The organism is Kaistella sp. PBT33-4 (assembly GCF_029194425.1).
Lineage (GTDB): Bacteria > Bacteroidota > Bacteroidia > Flavobacteriales > Weeksellaceae > Marnyiella.
In genome coordinates this window covers 183933-204410 of the sequence record NZ_JARFYL010000003.1, presented here as the reverse complement: position 1 = coordinate 204410, position 20478 = coordinate 183933, and the positions used below count along the sequence as shown (strand labels likewise).

19 protein-coding genes are annotated in these 20478 nt (G+C 44.4%); 11 read left to right on the top strand and 8 right to left on the bottom strand.

Features of this window, described 5'->3' with window-relative positions; translation table 11 throughout:
• Positions 1-52 precede the first annotated feature (52 nt).
• Positions 53-1243 (bottom strand): lacto-N-biose phosphorylase central domain-containing protein, encoded by a 1191-nt coding sequence (locus P0M11_RS06950; protein ID WP_275625029.1) that lies wholly within the window; start codon positions 1241-1243, stop codon positions 53-55.
• A 178-nt stretch (positions 1244-1421) separates the two neighbouring features.
• Here P0M11_RS06950 and P0M11_RS06945 point away from each other — a divergent pair, with 178 nt between their 5' ends.
• From P0M11_RS06945 to P0M11_RS06915, 7 genes are read left to right on the top strand one after another with little or no spacing between them, the layout of a single operon-like run.
• Positions 1422-2678: a mechanosensitive ion channel domain-containing protein gene (locus tag P0M11_RS06945; RefSeq protein ID WP_275625028.1), complete on the top strand. Its 1257-nt coding sequence runs from the start codon at positions 1422-1424 to the stop codon at positions 2676-2678.
• Between the two features lie 12 nt (positions 2679-2690).
• Entirely contained in the window at positions 2691-3410 is a 720-nt protein-coding gene (locus P0M11_RS06940) for a pyridoxine 5'-phosphate synthase (RefSeq protein ID WP_275625027.1), read from the top strand.
• Positions 3411-3453: 43 nt separating this feature from the next.
• On the top strand, positions 3454-4242 hold the full coding sequence (locus tag P0M11_RS06935) for an alpha/beta fold hydrolase (protein ID WP_275625026.1): 789 nt from the start codon (positions 3454-3456) through the stop codon (positions 4240-4242).
• A gap of 22 nt (positions 4243-4264) precedes the next feature.
• A complete protein-coding gene (locus P0M11_RS06930) occupies positions 4265-5275 on the top strand; it encodes an NAD-dependent epimerase/dehydratase family protein (protein ID WP_275625025.1) in 1011 nt (336 codons plus the stop codon).
• Between the two features lie 8 nt (positions 5276-5283).
• Positions 5284-7056, top strand: a complete 1773-nt coding sequence (locus tag P0M11_RS06925) for a long-chain fatty acid--CoA ligase (protein WP_275625024.1) — start codon at positions 5284-5286, stop codon at positions 7054-7056.
• Between the two features lie 19 nt (positions 7057-7075).
• Positions 7076-8134, top strand: coding sequence for a diphosphomevalonate decarboxylase (locus tag P0M11_RS06920; RefSeq protein WP_275625023.1), 1059 nt, complete (start codon positions 7076-7078; stop codon positions 8132-8134).
• Between the two features lie 11 nt (positions 8135-8145).
• Entirely contained in the window at positions 8146-8523 is a 378-nt protein-coding gene (locus P0M11_RS06915) for a VOC family protein (protein WP_275625022.1), read from the top strand.
• A 25-nt stretch (positions 8524-8548) separates the two neighbouring features.
• On the opposite strand, the gene P0M11_RS06910 is transcribed toward P0M11_RS06915, so the two are convergent.
• Entirely contained in the window at positions 8549-9640 is a 1092-nt protein-coding gene (locus P0M11_RS06910; protein WP_275625021.1) for an endonuclease/exonuclease/phosphatase family protein, read from the bottom strand.
• Positions 9641-9810: 170 nt separating this feature from the next.
• Here P0M11_RS06910 and P0M11_RS06905 point away from each other — a divergent pair, with 170 nt between their 5' ends.
• Entirely contained in the window at positions 9811-10920 is a 1110-nt protein-coding gene (locus P0M11_RS06905) for a 5-(carboxyamino)imidazole ribonucleotide synthase (RefSeq protein WP_275625020.1), read from the top strand.
• On the opposite strand, the gene P0M11_RS06900 is transcribed toward P0M11_RS06905, so the two are convergent.
• The gene (locus P0M11_RS06900; protein ID WP_275625019.1) at positions 10907-11812 is read right to left on the bottom strand and encodes an EamA family transporter; all 906 of its coding nucleotides are present in this window, start codon (positions 11810-11812) and stop codon (positions 10907-10909) included. The genes P0M11_RS06905 and P0M11_RS06900 overlap by 14 nt on opposite strands.
• A gap of 91 nt (positions 11813-11903) precedes the next feature.
• Here P0M11_RS06900 and purE point away from each other — a divergent pair, with 91 nt between their 5' ends.
• Entirely contained in the window at positions 11904-12407 is a 504-nt protein-coding gene (gene purE, locus P0M11_RS06895; RefSeq protein WP_275625018.1) for a 5-(carboxyamino)imidazole ribonucleotide mutase, read from the top strand.
• A 124-nt stretch (positions 12408-12531) separates the two neighbouring features.
• On the opposite strand, the gene P0M11_RS06890 is transcribed toward purE, so the two are convergent.
• Positions 12532-13170, bottom strand: a complete 639-nt coding sequence (locus tag P0M11_RS06890) for an alpha/beta hydrolase-fold protein (protein WP_275625335.1) — start codon at positions 13168-13170, stop codon at positions 12532-12534.
• A gap of 155 nt (positions 13171-13325) precedes the next feature.
• Here P0M11_RS06890 and P0M11_RS06885 point away from each other — a divergent pair, with 155 nt between their 5' ends.
• Positions 13326-13739, top strand: coding sequence for a hypothetical protein (locus P0M11_RS06885; protein WP_275625017.1), 414 nt, complete (start codon positions 13326-13328; stop codon positions 13737-13739).
• Positions 13740-13806: 67 nt separating this feature from the next.
• Here the strand turns inward: P0M11_RS06885 and P0M11_RS06880 are convergent, their stop codons facing one another.
• The 4 genes from P0M11_RS06880 to P0M11_RS06865 all read right to left on the bottom strand — a co-directional run bounded on the left by P0M11_RS06880 (position 13807) and on the right by P0M11_RS06865 (position 17936).
• The gene (locus tag P0M11_RS06880; RefSeq protein WP_275625016.1) at positions 13807-14559 is read right to left on the bottom strand and encodes an acyl-CoA desaturase; all 753 of its coding nucleotides are present in this window, start codon (positions 14557-14559) and stop codon (positions 13807-13809) included.
• Between the two features lie 138 nt (positions 14560-14697).
• Positions 14698-15993 (bottom strand): tyrosine--tRNA ligase, encoded by a 1296-nt coding sequence (gene tyrS, locus P0M11_RS06875; RefSeq protein WP_275625015.1) that lies wholly within the window; start codon positions 15991-15993, stop codon positions 14698-14700.
• Positions 15994-16051: 58 nt separating this feature from the next.
• Positions 16052-16879: a twin-arginine translocase subunit TatC gene (tatC, locus tag P0M11_RS06870; RefSeq protein WP_275625014.1), complete on the bottom strand. Its 828-nt coding sequence runs from the start codon at positions 16877-16879 to the stop codon at positions 16052-16054.
• A 97-nt stretch (positions 16880-16976) separates the two neighbouring features.
• Positions 16977-17936, bottom strand: a complete 960-nt coding sequence (locus tag P0M11_RS06865; RefSeq protein WP_275625013.1) for a KpsF/GutQ family sugar-phosphate isomerase — start codon at positions 17934-17936, stop codon at positions 16977-16979.
• A 228-nt stretch (positions 17937-18164) separates the two neighbouring features.
• Here P0M11_RS06865 and recQ point away from each other — a divergent pair, with 228 nt between their 5' ends.
• On the top strand, positions 18165-20369 hold the full coding sequence (gene recQ, locus P0M11_RS06860; RefSeq protein ID WP_275625012.1) for a DNA helicase RecQ: 2205 nt from the start codon (positions 18165-18167) through the stop codon (positions 20367-20369).
• Positions 20370-20478 lie beyond the last annotated feature (109 nt).

The window sequence follows — 20478 nt, the reverse complement described above, 5'->3', positions numbered from 1 at the left end:
AGAGAGCAGCCATTTAAGTGCCGCTCTCCGTTTTGCAGTAAGATAATTTTATTTAAAGATTTAAAATTACATACTGAAGGATGGGGGCAGTATTTCCAATATTGCCAGTTGCATGGTTATGAAATGTGGTATAATAGATATTTCCGCTTGTTGAAACACCTGTACATGAGCCTACGGAATCACCATGACCCAGGTGAGCCTGAAGTGCATTTTGATTGATGGTTAGCGTAACGGGCGTTCCGTTGTCGTCATGACAAATGGTAATCCAGCCACTGTTCGCCGAGTTTCCGACAGGCATGGCAGGTGCGCCAGTGCTGTGGAATTTATTGGTACGAAGCATAAGTGCTTCATTATTACGCTGTACCAATACTTCCCAGAAGGCTGCATCGTAATTGATGACTTTCTGCCATGAACCTAAATCGTACTGGATGTCCAGCGTATTGAAACCTAAAGCGTTTGCCAGGTTCACATTGCTCACAGCACAGTTGGTATAAGTAGTAGCCGAACCTGTACTGGTGGAACACATCAATGCATCCGGGATAAAACCGCCGGCGGTATTGCAGGCCGGTGTGTTGTTATTCCCACCCAGTAGGTACGCCACGTCCCAGTCTGATGCATAGAGGCTGCCACCATTACTTACAAAAGTTGCAAGGTTGTCGTAGATTTCGGTGTCATTATTTGGTGTTGAAGTACCGGAATGACTTTGGCCACGTGAGCCGCAGTTCAGGAAAATAACATCATACTGCGATAGTGTGCTCATTACCTTCAGGTCGTTATAATCAATTTCTGTCACCAGATAACCAAGGCCCGTCACGATATCTTCAATTTCATCATAACTGCCTTTCACATAGGCCATATTGGCCACCTGATTGAGTTTGGTTACGTTCAGTGGGGCAACAACATTGTCGGATTTCGGTACGTTGATTGTGAATTCGGAGCGGAAGTTTGACCCATCACCCGTCTGGATATGAATGGTGCGCTGCCCTTCCGGTGCCTCCAGTGTGAAATCGCCAGCTGCATTTGAGAAGGTGCGGTAAATTTTGTTTTGACTGTCGAAGGTGAATACCAGAGCTCCGCCTATTGGCTTAATTCCGTTCTTAGCCATCACCTTGCCGCTCACGCTGCCTTTTTTGGTGCTTACCGGAGTGGGATTGGTTACTTCAACAATATTGTCGTCACTGCGAATACAGCCGTACAGTGACAGCAGCATAATACTCAGAAAAAGGTAAATTGTTTTTTTCATAGAATGATTTTTAAAAGTTAATGATTGTGATTTGAATAACAAATATAATAAAATATTAACAATAGCTTAATTAACAGGTTTGAATACCATCAAATTGTTATTGATTTTTTCAATCAAGTATTTGAATGTGATTTGCCTTAAGTGACTGTGATGTTTAATATTTAGTAAATTTGCTTGAATGAAAGAGGAAATTCAGCAAACCAAAACATTACTGGCCGATTTGGTACTGACCATTCACCGGTTTATCGCGGAAAATATTTCTGATCATTGGGAAGTGCAGGTGCTCATAAAGTTCCTGATGCTGTTCGGGATCGTAATTGCATTGGATCTTCTCATAAAAATGATTCTGCTTCCAATTTTCTCGAGTTACCGTGACGGAGAAAAGTATCCTTTCCTGAAAGCAGTGCATACTTCGGGAATTACACGCTCTGTAGCCAATATAATTGCACTCCTGCTGGGTAACATTCTTTTTACGGCCTTTTTCAGCATTTATCATAAGGAGACATTCAGTGTCCTGCACAGGGTGTATAACGTAGTTGCAATTGTGGCGGTAGCCAGAATGGGACTGCGGGCAATGAAGGCTGTAGAGAATTATTTTTTCTACAAAAAGGATTATTACAAGATCGTCGCGCTGAAAGCCATTTCCGAAACCCTAAAAACGATAGGTATTTTCATTTTCATTGTGGTGTTGATTTCGGTAATCTTCGGCATCCAGGGAACGACCATTCTGGGAAGTCTGGGAGCAATAACCGCCGTTCTGGTACTCGTTTTCCGTGATACGATTCTTGGTTTTATGACCAGTCTTCATGTTGCAACATCCAAAAACCTGAAGGTGGGCGACTGGATCGGCATCCCAAAATACAACCTGGAAGGCACCATTGAAGAAATTAACCTGCTGACCACCAAGATCCAGAATTTTGATAAGACAAAATCTACGATACCTACTTACGATCTTTTATCCACCGAGATCAAGAACATGCAGGTAATGTCCGAAAGTAATACGAGACGTATTAAGCGGTCCATCAGTTTCAATATCAAATCATTCAGGTTCCTTAGTCCTGAAGATATAGAAAAGCTGTCCAAAATAAATTTAGTGGCCGATTACCTTAAAATTAAGAAAGAAGAAATTGCCGCCGAACGTGCAGGTCTGCAGAATTCCGACCTACTTATAAACGGCCGTCAGCTTACCAACATTGGTGTATTCCGCGAATATACTTTCAACTACTTAAAAAACAGTGCCCATATCGATCAGGAAGGGACATTGATGGTACGTCAGCTGGAAAACACGCCGCAGGGTATGCCACTGGAAATTTACTGCTTTACCAACGATTCAGTTTGGGTGAACTATGAGGAAATTCAGTCAGATATATTCGATCATTTGCTGGTGGCTTCGCGCGAATTTGACCTGGAAGTGATGCAGTTTACCAAAATTTAAAGGATTTTTTTGATGACAAAACTTAGTGTAAATATAAACAAGATTGCCACGCTCCGTAATGCAAGGGGCGGCGAACTGCCCAGTGTCACCGAAGCGGCTGTGAGACTTCAGAAATTTGGTGCGCAGGGAATAACCATCCATCCCAGACCGGATGAAAGGCATATTACCCGCCGCGACGTGTACGACCTGAAACCTCTGGTTACAACCGAATTTAATATTGAAGGAAATCCCCACCGGGCATTTATTGATATGGTTCTCGAGATTAAACCCGAACAGGTAACGCTGGTGCCGGATGCTGATGATGCCATAACCTCCAATGCCGGTTGGGACTGCATAAAGTACGGTGGTTTTCTGACAGAAGTAATCAAGGAATTTAAAGACGCAGGCATTCGCACTTCAGTTTTTCTGGATCCCAATCCTGAAATGGTGAAATATGCCGCCGCAACAGGTACCGACCGGATTGAACTCTACACCGAAGCGTATGCAAAAAACTATTTGATTAACAGGGAGCAGGCTGTTGAGCACTATGTGAAGACTGCCGAAGTAGCAAACCGAACTGGCCTTGGTGTCAATGCCGGGCATGATCTGAGTCTTGAAAACCTTAAATATTTCGCAGATACTGTGCCGGGACTGTTGGAAGTGTCCATTGGACATGCTTTAATTTCCGAAGCACTTTACATGGGCATGGAAAATACAGTTCAGGCCTATCTGAAAAGGCTGGCTAAGTGGTAACAGGGGCAATTTTATTGCTATTTTTGAATCAAAATTTTTTAGAATGAATATTCTCCACTCGAAGATATACGGACAGGATAAATCCGGAATCCCATTGCTCGTATTTCATGGTCTTTTCGGAATGCTGGACAACTGGGCCAGTTTCGGAAAGATTATGGGCGATTTCTTTCCCGTTCATCTTGTCGACTTAAGAAACCACGGCAAAAGTTTCCACTCCGAGGATATGTCCCATGACGATCTTGCTCATGACATTGCACACTATATGGAAGCACATAAGCTGGAAAAGGTAAATCTTCTCGGGCATTCCCTGGGTGGTAAGGCAGTGATGCAGTTTGCTGTGAAATATCCGGTAAAAGTAGAGAAACTGATTGTGGTTGATATCGCTCCCAAGGCTTATCCCCCGCACCATCAGGGCATCATTAAAGCCCTCCAGACTGTTGATTTTGAAAAGGTGACGTCAAGACAGGAAGTGGAAGATGCACTTAAGGAATATATTCCTGAACCCTCAGTCATTCAGTTTCTGGCTAAAAACCTATACTGGACCGAAGATAAAAAATTAGCCTGGCGTTTTAACCTGGATACGCTTTCCAAAAAATATGACCAGTTTGTATCCAATGCCATTAAATTTGGGGTGTTTACCGGTGAAACGCTCTTTATCGGTGGTGCCAAATCCAACTATATCCTGCCTCAGGACGAGTTTCAGATAAAACAGCAGTTTCCTCATTCTTCTGTAGTGACCATTGCCAACGCTGGACACTGGGTCCAGGCTGAAAACCCAACCGATTTCAATGAAGTCGTTAAGGATTTCATATTCGATATTAAAAAATACTGATGCAAAAGTATCAAAGCAACATATGGTTTTAGTTACAGGCGCAACAGGAATTCTGGGCCGGGTCATTGTCTTGGAACTCCTTAACAGGGGATATCAGGTGCGTGCTGCGAAGCGTCCTTCAAGCGATCTGGACGAAGTCCGAGAGTCCTTCAGTTACTACACCGACAGTCCTGATGAATACTTTGACAAAATTGAGTGGATTGATGCTGATTTTGATGATATTCATTCTTTGGAAGCCGCTGTAACGGGGGTTAGCAGCGTATATCACTGTGCCGGGAAGGTGAGTTTTTATCCTACCGATGAGAAAGAAATTTACAGCACCAATGTAACGGGAACTGCCAATCTGCTTTATGCATGCGAAAATTCTTCAGTTCAGGACTTCTGTTTTATCAGTTCAGTAGCAGTCCTGGACGGTCTGAATGAGGTAGGGCTGATGGATGAAGACTCAGATTTCAATCCCAAACTCAACCACTCACATTACGCCATTTCCAAACACCTGTCGGAAATGGAGGTTTGGCGCGCTTCGGCAGAAGGCTTAAATACTGTAATTCTGAACCCCGGCATTATTCTGGGCAGCGGTAACTGGAATGCCAGCAGTGGAGAACTTTTTAAAACGATTGAAAAATTTCCTTATGCCATGCCCGGCAGCACTTCTTATGTTGATGTGCGCGACGTAGCTGAAATTTCGGTACGATTGATGGAAGAGAATATATTCGGTGAAAGGTTTATCGTCAGTTCTGAAAACCGTACGTATGCGGATATTGCTTCCAGGGTACGCCGTAGATTGGGCAAGCCGAATCCGAAAGTGTTATCAGGAACTATCCTGGATGCCGGTTATTTTCTACAGCTTATTTTTGGAGGCCTTTTCCCGGCGCTGCGTATAATGAACAGGACAAATTTGCAGACAGTGAGGTCCCGCAGTCATGTTTCCAATAAAAAGATCACCGAGCAACTCAACCGGGATTTTATTCCGGTGAATGAAAGTCTGGAATTTCACCTTTCGAATTATATTTCGCATAAAAATAAACTATAATATCACTGATGAATATCGCTGAATTCCTGAATGTCAATGCAAGAAACTACCCGTATAAAGCCGCAATAGGTTTTAAGGTAAGGGAAGAATGGAAAGAACTGAAATGGCCGGTATTCCGTGATATGGTTTTCAAAACGGCGAACGCACTACGCGAAACCGGAATCGGCGAGAACGATTGTGTAGCTATTTATTCAGATAATTCTGCAGAATGGATCACCATGGACCTTGCTGTCCTGAGTCTGGGCGCAGTTACCGTACCTGTATATTCAACCAACAATAAGGAACAGGCGGCCTACATCCTGAATGATTCCAAAGCAAAGCTGGTGCTGGCAGGCAATCAGGAGCAGTATGATTCCTGTTACGCCATCATGGAAGAGGGTTCGTCCCTGGAACATATTATTCTGGCCAAAAAGAGAGACTGGATCAAGAAAGACCGCAGCTCCTATTTTGAGGATTTCATCAAAAAAAGTTCGCCTAAATTTGAGATTTGCCCAAAAGAAGAGGATGATCTCGCTACCCTTATCTACACCTCCGGAACAACCGGTGTGCCTAAAGGCGTAATGCTAACCCACGGTAACTTCCAAAAGTGCTTCAAAGCACATTTCGATTTTTTTAAGTTCCGGGATTTTGAAAGGGAGCACTCGCTGGCTTTCCTGCCGCTTACCCACGTCTTCGAAAGGAGCTGGACGCTGCTTTCTCTTTCGGGTGGTGCCAAGGTGACTTTCCTGGAAAACACCAAACTGATCGCGCATACCCTCATGGAGGTAAAACCCACTATGATGTGCGCGGTACCGCGTTTCTACCAAAAAATATATTCCGGTGTGCACGATATGGTGCAGGAAGGGTCTCCGCTTAAAAAGAAAATCTTCGCCTGGGCGCTGGATCTAGGAACTGAAATGGCTGAACGCAGGCGGCTGGAGAAAAGTATATCGCCTGGCTTAAGACTGAAAAATGCCCTTGCCAACCGTCTTGTTTTCGCAAAAATAAAGAATAAGATGGGCGGCAAACTCTGGTTTATGCCCTGTGGTGGAGCCTCGGTATCGCCGGAAGTCACGCGTTTCTTCGATGCAATCGGAATGCACATGACCGTTGGTTACGGACTCACCGAAACTACAGCTACACTTACTGCTTTTCCGTTTACAAAGTACAGGCACGGCTCGGCGGGTATTCCTCTGGGCGATACGGAACTTAAAATCGGCGAAAACAATGAGATTTTAGCAAAGGGAAGCGGTATTATGAAAGGCTATTATAACAAACCCCGGGAAACGGCGGAAGTCTTTACTGAAGACGGCTGGTTTAAGACAGGTGACGCCGGCGAGTTTGATGATCAGGGCAACCTTACGATTACAGACCGGATAAAGGACCTTATGAAAACCTCCAACGGTAAGTATGTAGCCCCGCAGCCTATCGAGAATCTGCTGTCCAATGACAGTCTTATCGAACAAGTGATGGTGGTGGCTGAAGGTAAGCCCTATGTGACCGCGCTCATTGTGCCCAATTTTGAAAACCTGAAACAGCAGCTGGAAAAACTTAAAATTCCATTTTCATCATGGAGCGAAATTGTGAACCTTCAGCAGATTAAAGACCTCTATCATCAGAAACTTGAAGTGATACAGAGCGGCCTTCCCGGCTTTGAAAAAGTGAAGAAATTTGAACTGATGCCGTCGGAATTCGAAATTGGTGCCGGTGAAATTACCCCAACTTTAAAAATAAAGAGGAATATTTTACTCAGAAAGTACGAATCGCTTATTGAAGGCATGTACGATGCTAAAATGGGTTAAATCCAAAGGATTATAAATAATGGAAAAAGAATTTTTATCAGAAAAGACCTTTAATATAAAAGACATTACGGTTACAGCCAGCTGTCCGTCTAATATTGCACTCATCAAATATTGGGGCAAATATGCCGGGCAGATTCCCGCTAATCCAAGCATCAGCTATACCCTGAATCATTGCCGGACAAATACCGAACTTGAGTTTTTAGCAGGCGAGGGGTTTTCAGTTCAAACTTTCCTGGCAGGAAAAGAAGAACTGAAATTCGCTGAAAAAATGGAGAAATATTTCCGGAGCATTGAGCCTTATCTGCCCTGGATCCTGAAGGGGAAATACATTATCAGGACAGAGAATACTTTTCCCCACAGTTCCGGAATCGCCAGCTCCGCGTCAGGTTTTGGTGCCGTTGCCAAATGTCTGATGGAAGTTGATGATGCATTCTCCGGAGAAAACGGAACTGAATTCAAAGTAAAGAAAGCAAGTTTCCTGGCCCGGCTGGGCAGCGGCAGCGCCTGCAGAAGCCTTTATGACGGACTTGTTGTTTGGGGCAAAACGCCGGAGGTGGATGCAAGCAGTGACCTGTTCGCAGTTCGCTATCCCGACAGTGAGGTGCATTCTGTGTTCAAAGATTTTAATGATTGGGTGCTGTTGATTCACGAGGGTGAAAAATCGGTAAGTTCCACTGTAGGACATGGGCTTATGAACACGAACCCTTACGCGGAGCGCAGATTTCAGGAGGCGCATGAAAATTTTACATTATTGAAGGGAATCCTGGGAACTGGAGATATGGAAGGCTTCATTAAGCTGGTGGAGCACGAAGCACTGACCCTTCACGCAATGATGATGATGAGTGAGCCTGCTTTTATCCTCATGAAAACCGGAACACTGGCTGTCATCAACAAAATATGGGAATTCCGGAAGTCCACAGGTTTACAACTGTTTTTTACGCTGGATGCCGGAGCAAATGTTCATCTCCTTTTCCCAAACAACGGCGATGAAGACCAAATAAAGGAATTTATTAGGGCTGAATTACTTCAGCATACCCAGAATAACGGGGTAGTGAAGGATGTGATGACGTTCCTGTAAAGAAGCATCTGATGAAAATCCATCATATTGCAGTCATCTGCTCAGATTATGAAGTTTCCAAAAAATTCTATACCGAAGTTATAGGACTTCAGGTCTTGCGTGAGGTATACCGTGCAGAGCGAAAATCCTATAAACTGGATTTGGGCATCGGTGATCAGTATGTAATTGAGCTTTTTTCATTTCCTGATCCCCCGCCCCGTCAGTCACGTCCCGAAAGCTGCGGACTCAGGCATTTGGCGTTCAGTGTAGAAGATCTTCAGGCAAAACGTGATGATTTGATGGGTAAAAGCCAGCGCTGTGAAGAAATCCGGACGGATGAATATACCGGAAAGAAATTCTTTTTCACACAGGATCCCGACGGTTTGCCCATAGAATTTTATGAAGCTTAGAAAGCGGTTAGAATGCGAACCCCTCTTAGTGCGGATGTTCGGTTCGGTCCCGGTTGTCCGACTCCTCTTTTCTGCCTTCAACTATAAGCTCATCCACTACGTCTTTCTCTTCCTCTTTCAGCGTCTTCACTTCGTCTATCTGCACCTGTTTCGCCATTGGATCAATATGAAATTCGCACAGAATAGGGAAGTGGTCTGAACCGATATGTTCCAGAGTTTCCAGCCGGTCTACAAAGATATGCGAACTGTGGAAGAGTAAATCCAGGGGTACACGGAAAAACCAGTATTTTGCGTGAAACGTTGCCAGGATTCCCCGGCCTACACGCGCATCAATCAGCTCGCTGGTTTTGCGGAAAAGAATCGAGGTATCCGACCAGGCCACGGTATTGAAATCGCCAATGACAAGCGTTGGTGTTTTTGTTCCGCGGATTTTCTTGGCCACACAAAGCAGGTCACCATCCCTTTCTTTGGAGGTGCGTTCTTCGGTCGGACTGGGTGGCGGCGGGTGTACACCGAATACAATAAAATCCCGCCCGTCTTCGGTCCGGAAATGCGACTCGAAACTGGGAATATCCTCTGCCACAAAAAAGTGGATTTCTGATTTCTGCAGCGGCATTTTGGAATAAAGGTGCATGCCGTAGGTATTGTCCAGTGTCATCTTCTGGGTGTGGGGGTAATCTTTTTCCAGTTTGCGGTTCGCTTCTTCCCATTTTGAATCCGTCTCCATTGTAATAAAGATATCAGGCTGATGTTTTACAATGAGTTCATGAAATCTGCTGTAATCCGTGTTGAACTGGTGCACGTTTACAGACAGTATCTTTACCTTAGAAGATGAATGTGAGGTTTTTGAAGGTTTCTTTCGCTTATAGAATTTAGTATACCGGATCAGAACATACAGATGATAGCACATAAGCGCTAGTTGGGTGATATTCAGGATCCAGAACCAGAGATCTTTAGTGACCAGAATAATGCTGAACCCAAAAACTGCAGCCTGCAGGATGAGCAATTGTATTTTCATAAATTCCGGCACGCGGAAAATCCAATGCTGATTCTTAATAAAAGGAAGTACACTCAGCAGTATAAGAAGTCCGGAAAAGACGTTTAGAAACAGTTCCATAGTTTAATAGTTGCAAAGTAAAATAAAAAACCCGCATTTAAAGCTTTTCTGTTCAATTTAATTCAGTCAGGACCTTGGTGCCTATGGGATTCCTTTCGTATTTTTGCGGTGCCGGCACGTTATTTTTTTAATCCGGCAGCTTTCATACTTCTTCAATAAAATTCTAAAATATGAAAATCGGGATATTAGGTGGCGGACAGCTGGGACGGATGTTAATTCAGGAAGGTCTGAAATACGACGACGAATGGTTTACTCTTGATCCCGCAGCCGACGCGCCATGCAGTACTATATCCGGTTTTACCCAGGGCAGGTTTGATGAGTTTGAGACGGTTTTCAACTTTGGGAAAGGAAAGGATGTGGTTTCCATTGAAATCGAGCATGTTGATGTAGATGCGCTTTATGAACTTAAAGCCTCAGGCATCAGGGTTTGCCCAAGCCCGGAAATCATCCAGATCATTCAGCAGAAGATATTGCAGAAGAAATTTTACCAAAAACACAATATTCCAAGTCCGGACTTTCAGATTATTCAGCAGAAATCCGAAGCAGACTTTCCGCTGCCTTTTGTTCAGAAAATGAATACCGGCGGTTATGACGGTAAAGGAGTTCAGGTCATACGTACGGAAGACGATCTGCATAAGCTTTGGAATGTACCCTCGGTACTGGAAGCTCTTGTCGATATTGAAAAGGAACTTTCCATCATTGTGGCGATTGGCGAAGACGGCGAAACGAAAACATTTCCCGTAACTGAAATGGTGGCCGATCCCAAACTGAATCTGCTGGATTTCAATATTTGCCCTGCAAATATTTCTGACGATGTGGAGAAACAGATCGCCGAAATAACTGCGCAGTTCACGAAAGCTGCCAGCTCTGCCGGCCTGTTCGCTATTGAACTGTTCCTTGATAAAGAAGGTAAGGTTTGGGTAAATGAAACTGCGCCCAGGCTGCATAATTCCGGTCACCAAACACAGGAAGGAAATGCCAACTCGCAATTTGAGCAGTTATGCAGGATCCTGAAAAACGTACCTCTGGCTGATACGGATGCAACGGGTTACTCGGGCATGCTGAATCTTGTAGGCGATGAAAACCACTCCGGCAAAGTAAAATATGAAGGTTTGGAAGAAGTGATGAAACTGCCACAGACTTATGTACACCTTTATGGAAAAACCAGCACGAAACCCGGACGAAAAATGGGTCACATCAATGTATTAGCAGACAGCCGTGAAGAGCTGTTGGAGAAACTGATCCGCATAAAGTCCATGGTGAAGGTTACTTCCGTTTAAGCATTCCGGGACGGTAGTTCATGATGATGACCCCGGTGATGATGAGTATCGCTGCAATAATAAACTTCACGGTGATTTCTTCATTCAGCACGAGCCAGCCCAGAAAAATGGCAATACCTGTATTAACGTAGGAAAGCATTGATATCTGCGTCGGTCGTAGCCTCTTAAGCGCATAATTGAAAGCAAAATAAGCCGCCACTGAGCCAAAACAGGCCAGATAAACCGTTGCTGCAATACTTCGGGCCGACCATAAACGGTAATCGGTGGCTTCAGAAAAAAGGAAAGCAATGATTAGCTGCACAATTCCCGCAAAAGCAAACTGGTAAAAGAGGTTCAGGAAAAGACTGTCATTACGGAACTGAATTTTCTTCGTGTAAACAGTTCCGCCTGCCCAACCGAATATGGCAAGAAAAAGCAGGATAATGCCGAAAAGGTAATCAGGGTTTGCAAAATCGGACATTCCGTTCCAGAAAATAAACAGCACCCCGCTAAAGCCGAAAAGTATCCCGGTCAGAGACCGGAAAGAAAATTTTTCCAGTCCGAAAAGAACACTGCAAAGCAAAACCGCTATGGGCGACATTGAACTCACCAGGGAGGCCAGACTGCTCGATATATGGGCTTCGGCCACAGTGGTAAGACCGTTGGCAACGATCAGCATCAGCGACGAAAGGGTGATCTGCACCATGAAATTTCGTCGTCCGATCCATTTTAACTGTCCGCGCGCAAGCAGGAAAAGCAGCAAAATTATCGCTGCCAGCAACTGCCGCAGGCCGGCTACAAACCAGGGCGGGATGGTCTCCACGCCGATCTTTATACCAAGGAAGGTGGTTCCCCAAACGATGGCAATGGTAAGTACTGCTAAGATAAGCCGGATATCTGCACTGATTTTCACGCTGCAAAAGTAGCCATTCCCCACGTCATGCCGCCGCTTTTCCTAAATTTTCCTAACTTTAAGGCTTCAAAATAAATATCTTTTTCTCGGTATGGTCGGAATAATTATGGGTAGCCAGAGTGATCTGGCCATTATGCAGCAGGCAGCAGATTTCTTAAAATCACAGAATATAGACTATGAGCTTACAGTAGTTTCGGCACACAGGACTCCGGAACGCATGTTCGACTACGCAAAATCTGCAAAAAGCCGTGGACTTAAGGTAATCGTAGCCGGTGCCGGCGGTGCCGCACACCTTCCCGGAATGGTGGCGAGCTGTACCACGCTTCCTGTAATCGGCGTTCCGATCTTATCCTCCAACTCCATTGACGGCTGGGATTCAATCCTTTCAATTCTGCAGATGCCGTCCGGAATTCCCGTGGCTACGGTCGCGCTGAACGGTGCCATGAACGCGGGAATCCTGGCCGCCAAGATCATTGGTGCATCCGACGAATCCGTTGCGGAAAGACTTGAAAAATACCAGGAATCACTTAAAGACAAGGTTCTCGGAACGGTGGATGAAATCAGCAAAAGCCATCCTAACAACTTCGACAAATAGCCGGCAACCGTCCCAAAAGACAGCGGTCATCACGGCTTATTCTGTTTCCATTCTTGAATAAAAATTAATTTGAGGGCAATAGTAGACGGCTTCTCATAATGAGCGTGGAGAAGTCCACTTTTGTTTACTTCTTGAAGAAGTCCATCAGGTCCATATAATTTTTCTGGTTCACGCCGTGTCCGCTCATATATTCGCGGAAAGTGAAATAGCAGCTCAGGTCGTATAACAGATCTGCGGCTTTGCGGCCCCACTCCAGAGGGATAACAGTGTCGTCGGTACCATGAGAGATAAAGAAACGCAGGTGTTCCAGTTTTTTCTTGTCCTTAACAATTTCTCCCAGAAGTTTTTCTTCAGGATAACAGCTCAGGCAGGCTACTTTGGAAAATAATTCAGGTAAACGCAGGGCAAGTGCGTAACTTAGGATACCGCCTTGCGAAAAGCCACACAAATGTGTTTTGTTGTCGGTGAGTCCATATTGGTTGGATATTCTGAGCATTTGGTCCAGGATGCCGTTCAGTGACGCATTGGCCTGTGCTGTATCCACAAATTTTTCAGAATCCATAAAATCGATATCATACCACGAAAAACCTTCATACTCAGTGGAATGTGGCGCCCGAAAACTTACTACAATCCAGTCCTCGGGTAGGGTAGGCGTAAAAGAGAACAGATCCTGTTCATTGCTGCCATAGCCATGGAGAAGAAACAGAATGGTGGTTTGCGGAGTGATATGCTGAGGTTCGCGTATAAGGTACTGAAGGTCCATAGAATATTTTCTGCGAATATAGTCAAATCTGCTGCCATGCCTGTGAATTGCCATTAAGGCTGAAATTTCGGGCAATTTAATTGCAAATAATGTGCAGAATGTCAATCTTTATTATTAAAAAATCCTATATTTGACCGTTAATAATAAAATTTGGCATGAAAAGAACGCTTCTTTCCCGTAAAAAGATCAGTTTTACGTTACCGTTAATAGCTTCAGTTACTATATTAAGCCTTTTTTCCTCCTGCAAAGAGCGCGAAGAAGACCCTAACGAAACGCTGAGCGTAGCCTTTACCGTACAGGCCACACCAATGGTCGACATCAATGCGGTGGTTACTCAGGTGGGCACGGTGCAGAGCACCCAGTTCAATGTTCCCGGTACCAGCTGGTCCAGTGAGCCGCAAATAGTGAACAGTTCTGTAGGAGCTGTACATCTTGCTGCAACCGGAGAGGGTGTAGATGCCGATTCCAGACTGATCGTAAGGATCTTTGTAAATGGTGAACAGAAAGCCGTAGACACCGCCAAGGGTATCAACCTGATGGCTAAGACGGTTGTTGATTTCAATAAATAAGATTTACCTATTAATTATAAAACTCCCGGAAATACTGTTTCCGGGAGTTTTCAGTTTTAGGCTCTATTTATAGTTCACGCTCTACTTTTGCGACCGGCTTAAGCTTAATCAGCCGCATTTTGTCCAGCAGAAGCATGATGTAGTAGGTGACGTCTATCTCGTGCCATCTTACGCCGCCGAAGTTGGCTCTGCTGCCGTGTTTGTGGTGGTTATTGTGATAGCCCTCGCCCATCATAAGCCAGTCAAATCTGAAAAGGTTTTTGGAGGTGTCTGAAACCTTAAAGTTCACATAACCGTATATATGCCCAAACCAGTTGATGATCACCCCGTGGATAGGCGCCATCATATAGGCTACCGGTAAAAGCAGCCACTGCCACCAGGCCGTTGCGAAAATATAGAAAAATGCTGTGTAGCCGACCGCCCAGGCAAGTCGGGAAAACCATGAACTTGCAAAGCGGTCAAACGCTTCCCACTTCGGAACGTTCTTGGTAAATTTTTCCTCAATCGCCACTTTCTGCTCATTGATCTGCTGATAGATGGACTTCGTACGCCACATCATGGTGAACAGGTTGTGGTCGTATTTCGGCGAGTGCGGATCTTTCTCAGTGTCGGCATAAGCATGATGCATGCGGTGCATTACTCCATAACCATAGGCTGACAGATAATTGGATCCCTGGGTAACCCAGGTCAGGATATAGCAAAGTTTTTCGCCAAAACGGGACATTTTAAAACTCTGATGAGCGGCGTAACGGTGCAGGAAGAATGTTTGAAAGAACAGCCCGGAATACCAGAGGACTGCGATAAAAATAAGGATTGTCATTAACTGAAAAAATATTATTAAGTGCTAAAGTTACGCCCATTAGGGCAAAATTGTGTTCTTCAACTTGACTTTACGCTATGTATAAAATAAAAGCCGCAAAGAAATTCGCGGCTTTTACAGGTATTTTATGGCGTGTCTTTACACCGCTTTTACGATGAAATAGTTCTTTTTTCCCTTCTGCAGCAGCATAAATTTTCCGTCTATAAGGTCATTATCAGAAACTTCAAACGTGTCAGTTACTTTATCTTTATTGATGGAAATGGAATTGCTTTGCAGTTCTCTTCTGGCCTCACCTTTTGATTTCAGGAATCCTGATTTTTCAGAAATAAGGTCAATGACATTAGTGCCGATCAGTTCATTTATTAAAATTTCTTTCTGCGGTACCCCCTCAAAAACTTCCAGAAAGGTATTTTCATCCAGATTTTTAAGTTCTTCGGCGGTAGACCGCCCGAACAGGATGTCCGAAGCCTTTACCGCTTTTTCAAAATCTTCGCGGCTGTGTACCCAAACGGTAACTTCTTCAGCCAGTTTTTTCTGTAATTTTCTTTCATGAGGAGCCTGTTTGTGCTCTTCCACCAGACTTTCAATTTCTTCCTTGCTAAGGAAGGTGTAGAATTTTATAAAGCGTTCGGCATCCTCATCGGTTGCATTAACCCAAAATTGGTAGAAACGGTAGGGCGAAGTTCTTTTTGGATCCAGCCAGTAATTCTCGCCGCTTTCAGACTTACCGAATTTGGAACCGTCGGCTTTTGTAATCAGCGGAACCGTTAAGGCAAAGGCTTCGCCCTGCACTTTTCTGCGGATAAGCTCTGTTCCGGTGGTAATGTTTCCCCACTGGTCCGATCCGCCCATCTGCAGTTTCACATTATTGTTTTTATAGAGGTGCAAGAAATCATAACCCTGCAGCAACTGATAGGTAAATTCTGTAAAACTCATGCCCTCGGCACCGTTTTCGCCAGTAATACGCTTCTTCACGGATTCCTTGGCCATCATATAATTAACGGTCAGGTTCTTGCCTACATCCCGGACAAAATCCAGGAAGCTGAACTCCTTCATCCAGTCATAATTATTTACAAGTTCGGCTCTGTTGGCTTCCTCACCTTCGAAGTTGAGGAATTTTGAAAGCTGCGCCTTGATGCAGGCTACATAATGGTTCAGAGTTTCTTCGTCCAGAAGATTCCTTTCGTTGGATTTACCGGATGGATCACCAATCATTCCGGTGGCACCGCCCACAAGAGCGATAGGCTTGTGTCCGTGCTGCTGGAAATGGGCCAGAACCTTTATCGGAATAAGACTTCCTATATGCAGTGAATCCGCTGTGGGGTCAAAACCTATATATGCAGACGTAACTTCCTTGTTCAACTGTTCATCAGTTCCGGGCATCATGTCTGCGTAAAGTCCGCGCCATTTAAGTTCTTCAATAAAAGGATTCATTTCTATAAAAATTTGAGTAAATATAATATTATAACTGCCTTTAATAACAGATTGATTATCAGTCAGACTTCCGGCTGGCCAGAACTTCAGCTTTCTGCAGGCGTTTAAAGGTGCGTGCACTCAGTGCAATACTGAATTCAAAAAGAATTAAAAGCGGTATAGCAGCCATCATCATGCTGATGACATCTGCCGGCGTGATCACCGCTGCAATAATCATAATGAGCACTATGGCATGTCTCCTGTAAGTTCTGAGGAATTTTGGCGTCAGGATGCCGATGGTTGTCAGGAAATAGACAATGACCGGAAACAGGAATACGATTCCCATACCCAGGACAATCTGGAAAAACAGGGCCGTGTAATCAGAAAGGTCATAAAGAGGTTCAATGATATCTGAGATTTTGAAAAGTACGGCAAAGTTTATGGCAAATGGCAGGATAAGATAGTAACCGCAGAGAATGCCCAGAAGGAAGAGGATCCATACAGAGTTAATCAGCATCAGCGAATTGCTTTTTTCCTGAGGTCTTAATGCAGGTGAAATAAAGCGCCAGAGTTCCCACACAATATATGGGAAGGCCAGTACCACACCGCCCAGAAACGAGACAGACATCATCACATTAAACTGCTGGTAGAGTTTCTGTACACGCACCGGAAAATCTTCCGGAAGTATCATGGCATCTACACCACTCATTTGTCTGGACAGCATATTGATTACCTTAAATGTAGGAAAATCATTTCGAACCGGACCAAAAAATACCTGGTCCATTATCCATTCAATATTGAAACCTACCACCAGCGCACCAATGACTATCGCTATGATACATCTTATCAGGTGGCCGCGCAGTTCGCCTATGTGCCCCATAAAGGACATGTCTTTTCCTTCGCTCATTTTATTGGGTTCCGGCTCTCAGCATATGAAAACGGAAGCTGCAAAATTACTGATTTCTGTGGGATAATGGGCAGGGTCGATTCCGGAAAGCGACTTACTAGTTGATACCTTCATCCAGGAGCCGGTGAATGTCGATGATGCCAAAATACTGTCCCCGGTCGGTCACGATGAGCTGTCCGATGTTGCGCTCTTTAAGGATGGCCATGGCCACTTTGGCCAGTTCCTCCTTGTCTATACTTTTAGGATGATGGCTCATGATTTCTTTAGCGGTCACTTTTGAGACATCTTCTTCACGCATCAGCATGCGGCGAAGGTCACCGTCGGTAATTACACCAACGATTTCCTCATCACGCGTGACCACTGTAATTCCGTGCGAGGAACCGCTTACTGAAATAATGATTTCTCTGATGCCGGCATTTTCGCTTACCTGCGGTTTTTGAGGTGAAAGGAATTGCTTTACGCGGGCGGTGAGGTTTTTCCCCAGGCTGCCACCGGGATGGAACCGGGCAAAGTCCTGTTCCCGGAAGCCGCTGATTTCCATCAGGCATACCGCCAGGGCGTCACCCAAAGCCATCTGCACGGTAGTGGAACTGGTAGGTGCCAGTTTTATAGGACAGGCTTCCTTTTCCACAGAAGAGTCCAGGATGACCTCCGAAAATTCAGCCAGTTTGGAATTGGGGTTTCCAGTCATGCCGATTAGTGCCGACGAATATTCTTTCAGAAATGGCAGCAGGTTTACGATTTCGGGTGAGTTACCGCTGTTGGAAATGCAAAGCACCACATCATTTTTCTGAATGACACCCAGGTCGCCGTGAATGGCCTCCGACGCGTGAAGAAACTGTGCCGGTGTACCCGTGGAATTAAGGGTGGCTACAATTTTATTTCCTACATGAGCAGATTTGCCTATACCTACAACAATAAGTTTTCCTGTGGCACCGTTTATAATCTCCACGGCTTTAAGGAATTGCTGATCCAGGCGGTTTTTAAGATTTTCGAGCTCCTGTATTTCAGTGCTTACTGCAGACCTGGCAATATCGAGGATTTTTTCCGGATTCATTTTCAGATATTTGGGATGGAATTTGGATATGATTTATATCATTTATTTTTTTGTGTTATCGCTCTCAAAATTGACTTCACAAATTAACTTTATGACTTTAATTTGTTAACTTTGGCTTATTTGCAAATTTAGAAAACTTTAGACGAATTTCGTTTACTGAACAGAGAATGTGGATGTAGAAAGACCTTAGTGGTGATGCGCTGTTTCGGTCTTAAAATGAATAATAAGATGAAAATAACTTCCGCCGAATTAACAGGCGAACTTAAAAAATACTTCGGTTTTTCAAAATTCAAAGGCCAGCAGAAGGAAATAATTACAGCCCTGCTGGGAGGTAATGATGTTTTTGTGCTTATGCCTACGGGTGGCGGAAAATCTCTTTGCTACCAGTTGCCCGCGCTTATTTCCGAGGGAACCGCAATTGTAGTCTCACCGCTTATAGCCTTGATGAAAAATCAGGTAGATGCCGTAAACGGGCTTTCGTCGGATCCCGGCGTAGCCCATGTACTGAACTCATCGCTTAACAAAACCCAAACCAAGCAGGTTTTCGATGATATTACCGCAGGGCGGACCAAATTATTATATGTGGCCCCCGAATCACTCATCAAGGAAGAATATATGGACTTTCTGAAGGAGGTTAAGATTTCCTTTGTGGCCATTGACGAGGCACACTGTATCTCCGAGTGGGGCCATGATTTCCGGCCGGAATACCGTAATCTGAAGCTGATCATTGACAAAATAGCCGATGTACCTGTAATTGCACTTACTGCTACTGCTACACCTAAGGTGCAGGATGATATTCAGAAAACGCTTGGAATGACCCATGCTAAAGTATTTAAGGAGAGCTTTAACAGGCCTAACCTTTTCTATGAAGTACGTCCGAAGGTCAATATTGATAAGGAAATTGTCCGTTTCATCAATCAACACAAAGGAAAGTCCGGAATTGTGTACTGCCTTAGCCGCCGAAAAGTGGAAGAGTTTGCTCAGCTGCTGCAGGTGAACGGCATTAATGCTTTGCCTTATCATGCCGGTTTGGACCAGAAAACCCGGGTGGCCAATCAGGATAAATTCCTGATGGAGGAAGCTGATGTAATAGTTGCTACCATCGCTTTCGGGATGGGTATAGACAAACCGGATGTGCGTTTCGTAATCCATTATGATATTCCAAAGTCGCTGGAGAGTTATTATCAGGAAACAGGACGTGCGGGTAGAGACGGTGGCGAAGGAATCTGTCTGGCTTTCTATGATCCCAAAGACATTGAGAAGCTGGAAAAATTCCTGGCCCAAAAACCTGTCTCGGAGCGTGAAATTGGTCTGCAGCTTTTGAATGAGGTGGTGGGTTATGTAGAAACCTCGATGAGCCGCCGCCAGTACATCCTCCATTATTTCGGCGAAAAGTTTGATCCTGTAAATGGCGAAGGAGCGCAGATGTGCGACAACTCCGTAAATCCACCCAAGTTGGTAGATGCTACTGCCGAACTGAAAATGGTGCTGGAAATGGTGAAGGAACTGGACGAGAAATTTAAGACCAAAGACCTTATTTCGGTGATCGTTGGTAAGGAAAATTCTGTTACCAAATCCTACAAACTGGAGTCCGGAAGACATTTCGGTATGGGCAGGGACAGGCCCGAGAATTTCTGGAAATCAATTATCCGCCAGGCCACAGTTCAGAATTATCTTCAGAAAGATATTGAGACTTACGGTGTTCTTAAGGTTACCGAAAAAGGTTTGAACGTAATTACAGGTAAAGATACTGAAGCTTTCCAGATTGCCGAAGACAGGCAATACGACCTGGCGCAAACCAAGGCAAATTCCGACCAAATGCAGGGTCAGCAAAGTGGCGGAATGGATCAAAACCTGTTCGCGCAACTTAAGGATCTGCGGAAAAAGGTGGCGAAAAAACACGGGATTCCGCCCTATACAGTATTCATGGATCCCAGTCTGGAAGATATGACCGTTCAGTATCCGATAAAGATTGAGGAAATCGGCAAGATTTATGGCGTAGGCGAAGGCAAGGCCCGGAAATACGGAAAGGAATTCGCTGAATTCATCAGCCAGTACGTAGAGGAAAACAATATCGAGCGCACTCAGGACATGGTCATCAAGCAGGTGGCGAATAAATCGTCTCACAAGGTTTTCATTATCCAGAGTACCGATAAGAAAATTGATCTGGAAGACATTGCCAAAGCCAAGAACCTCAGCATGCACGACCTTCTGAAGGAAATGGAAAGTATTGTATATCAGGGTACCAAACTTAAGATTGATTATTATATCGATGAAAATTTTGATGAAGATATTGTAGATGAATTTATGGACTTTATGAAAGGCTCCGAAAGTGACAGTATGAAAGTGTTGCTCAATGAATTTGGAGATGACCTTAGTGATGATGAGGTTCGTATGCTCCGTATCAAATTTATTTCTGATGTAGCCAATTAATGCGGGTGCATTAACTATGAAGAAAAATTATTTTTCCGGCATCCCCTTGGTGCCGGAATTTTTTTTTGCTAAAGTTTTGTCACGTCTTACAATTGTTAATTGTACGTTT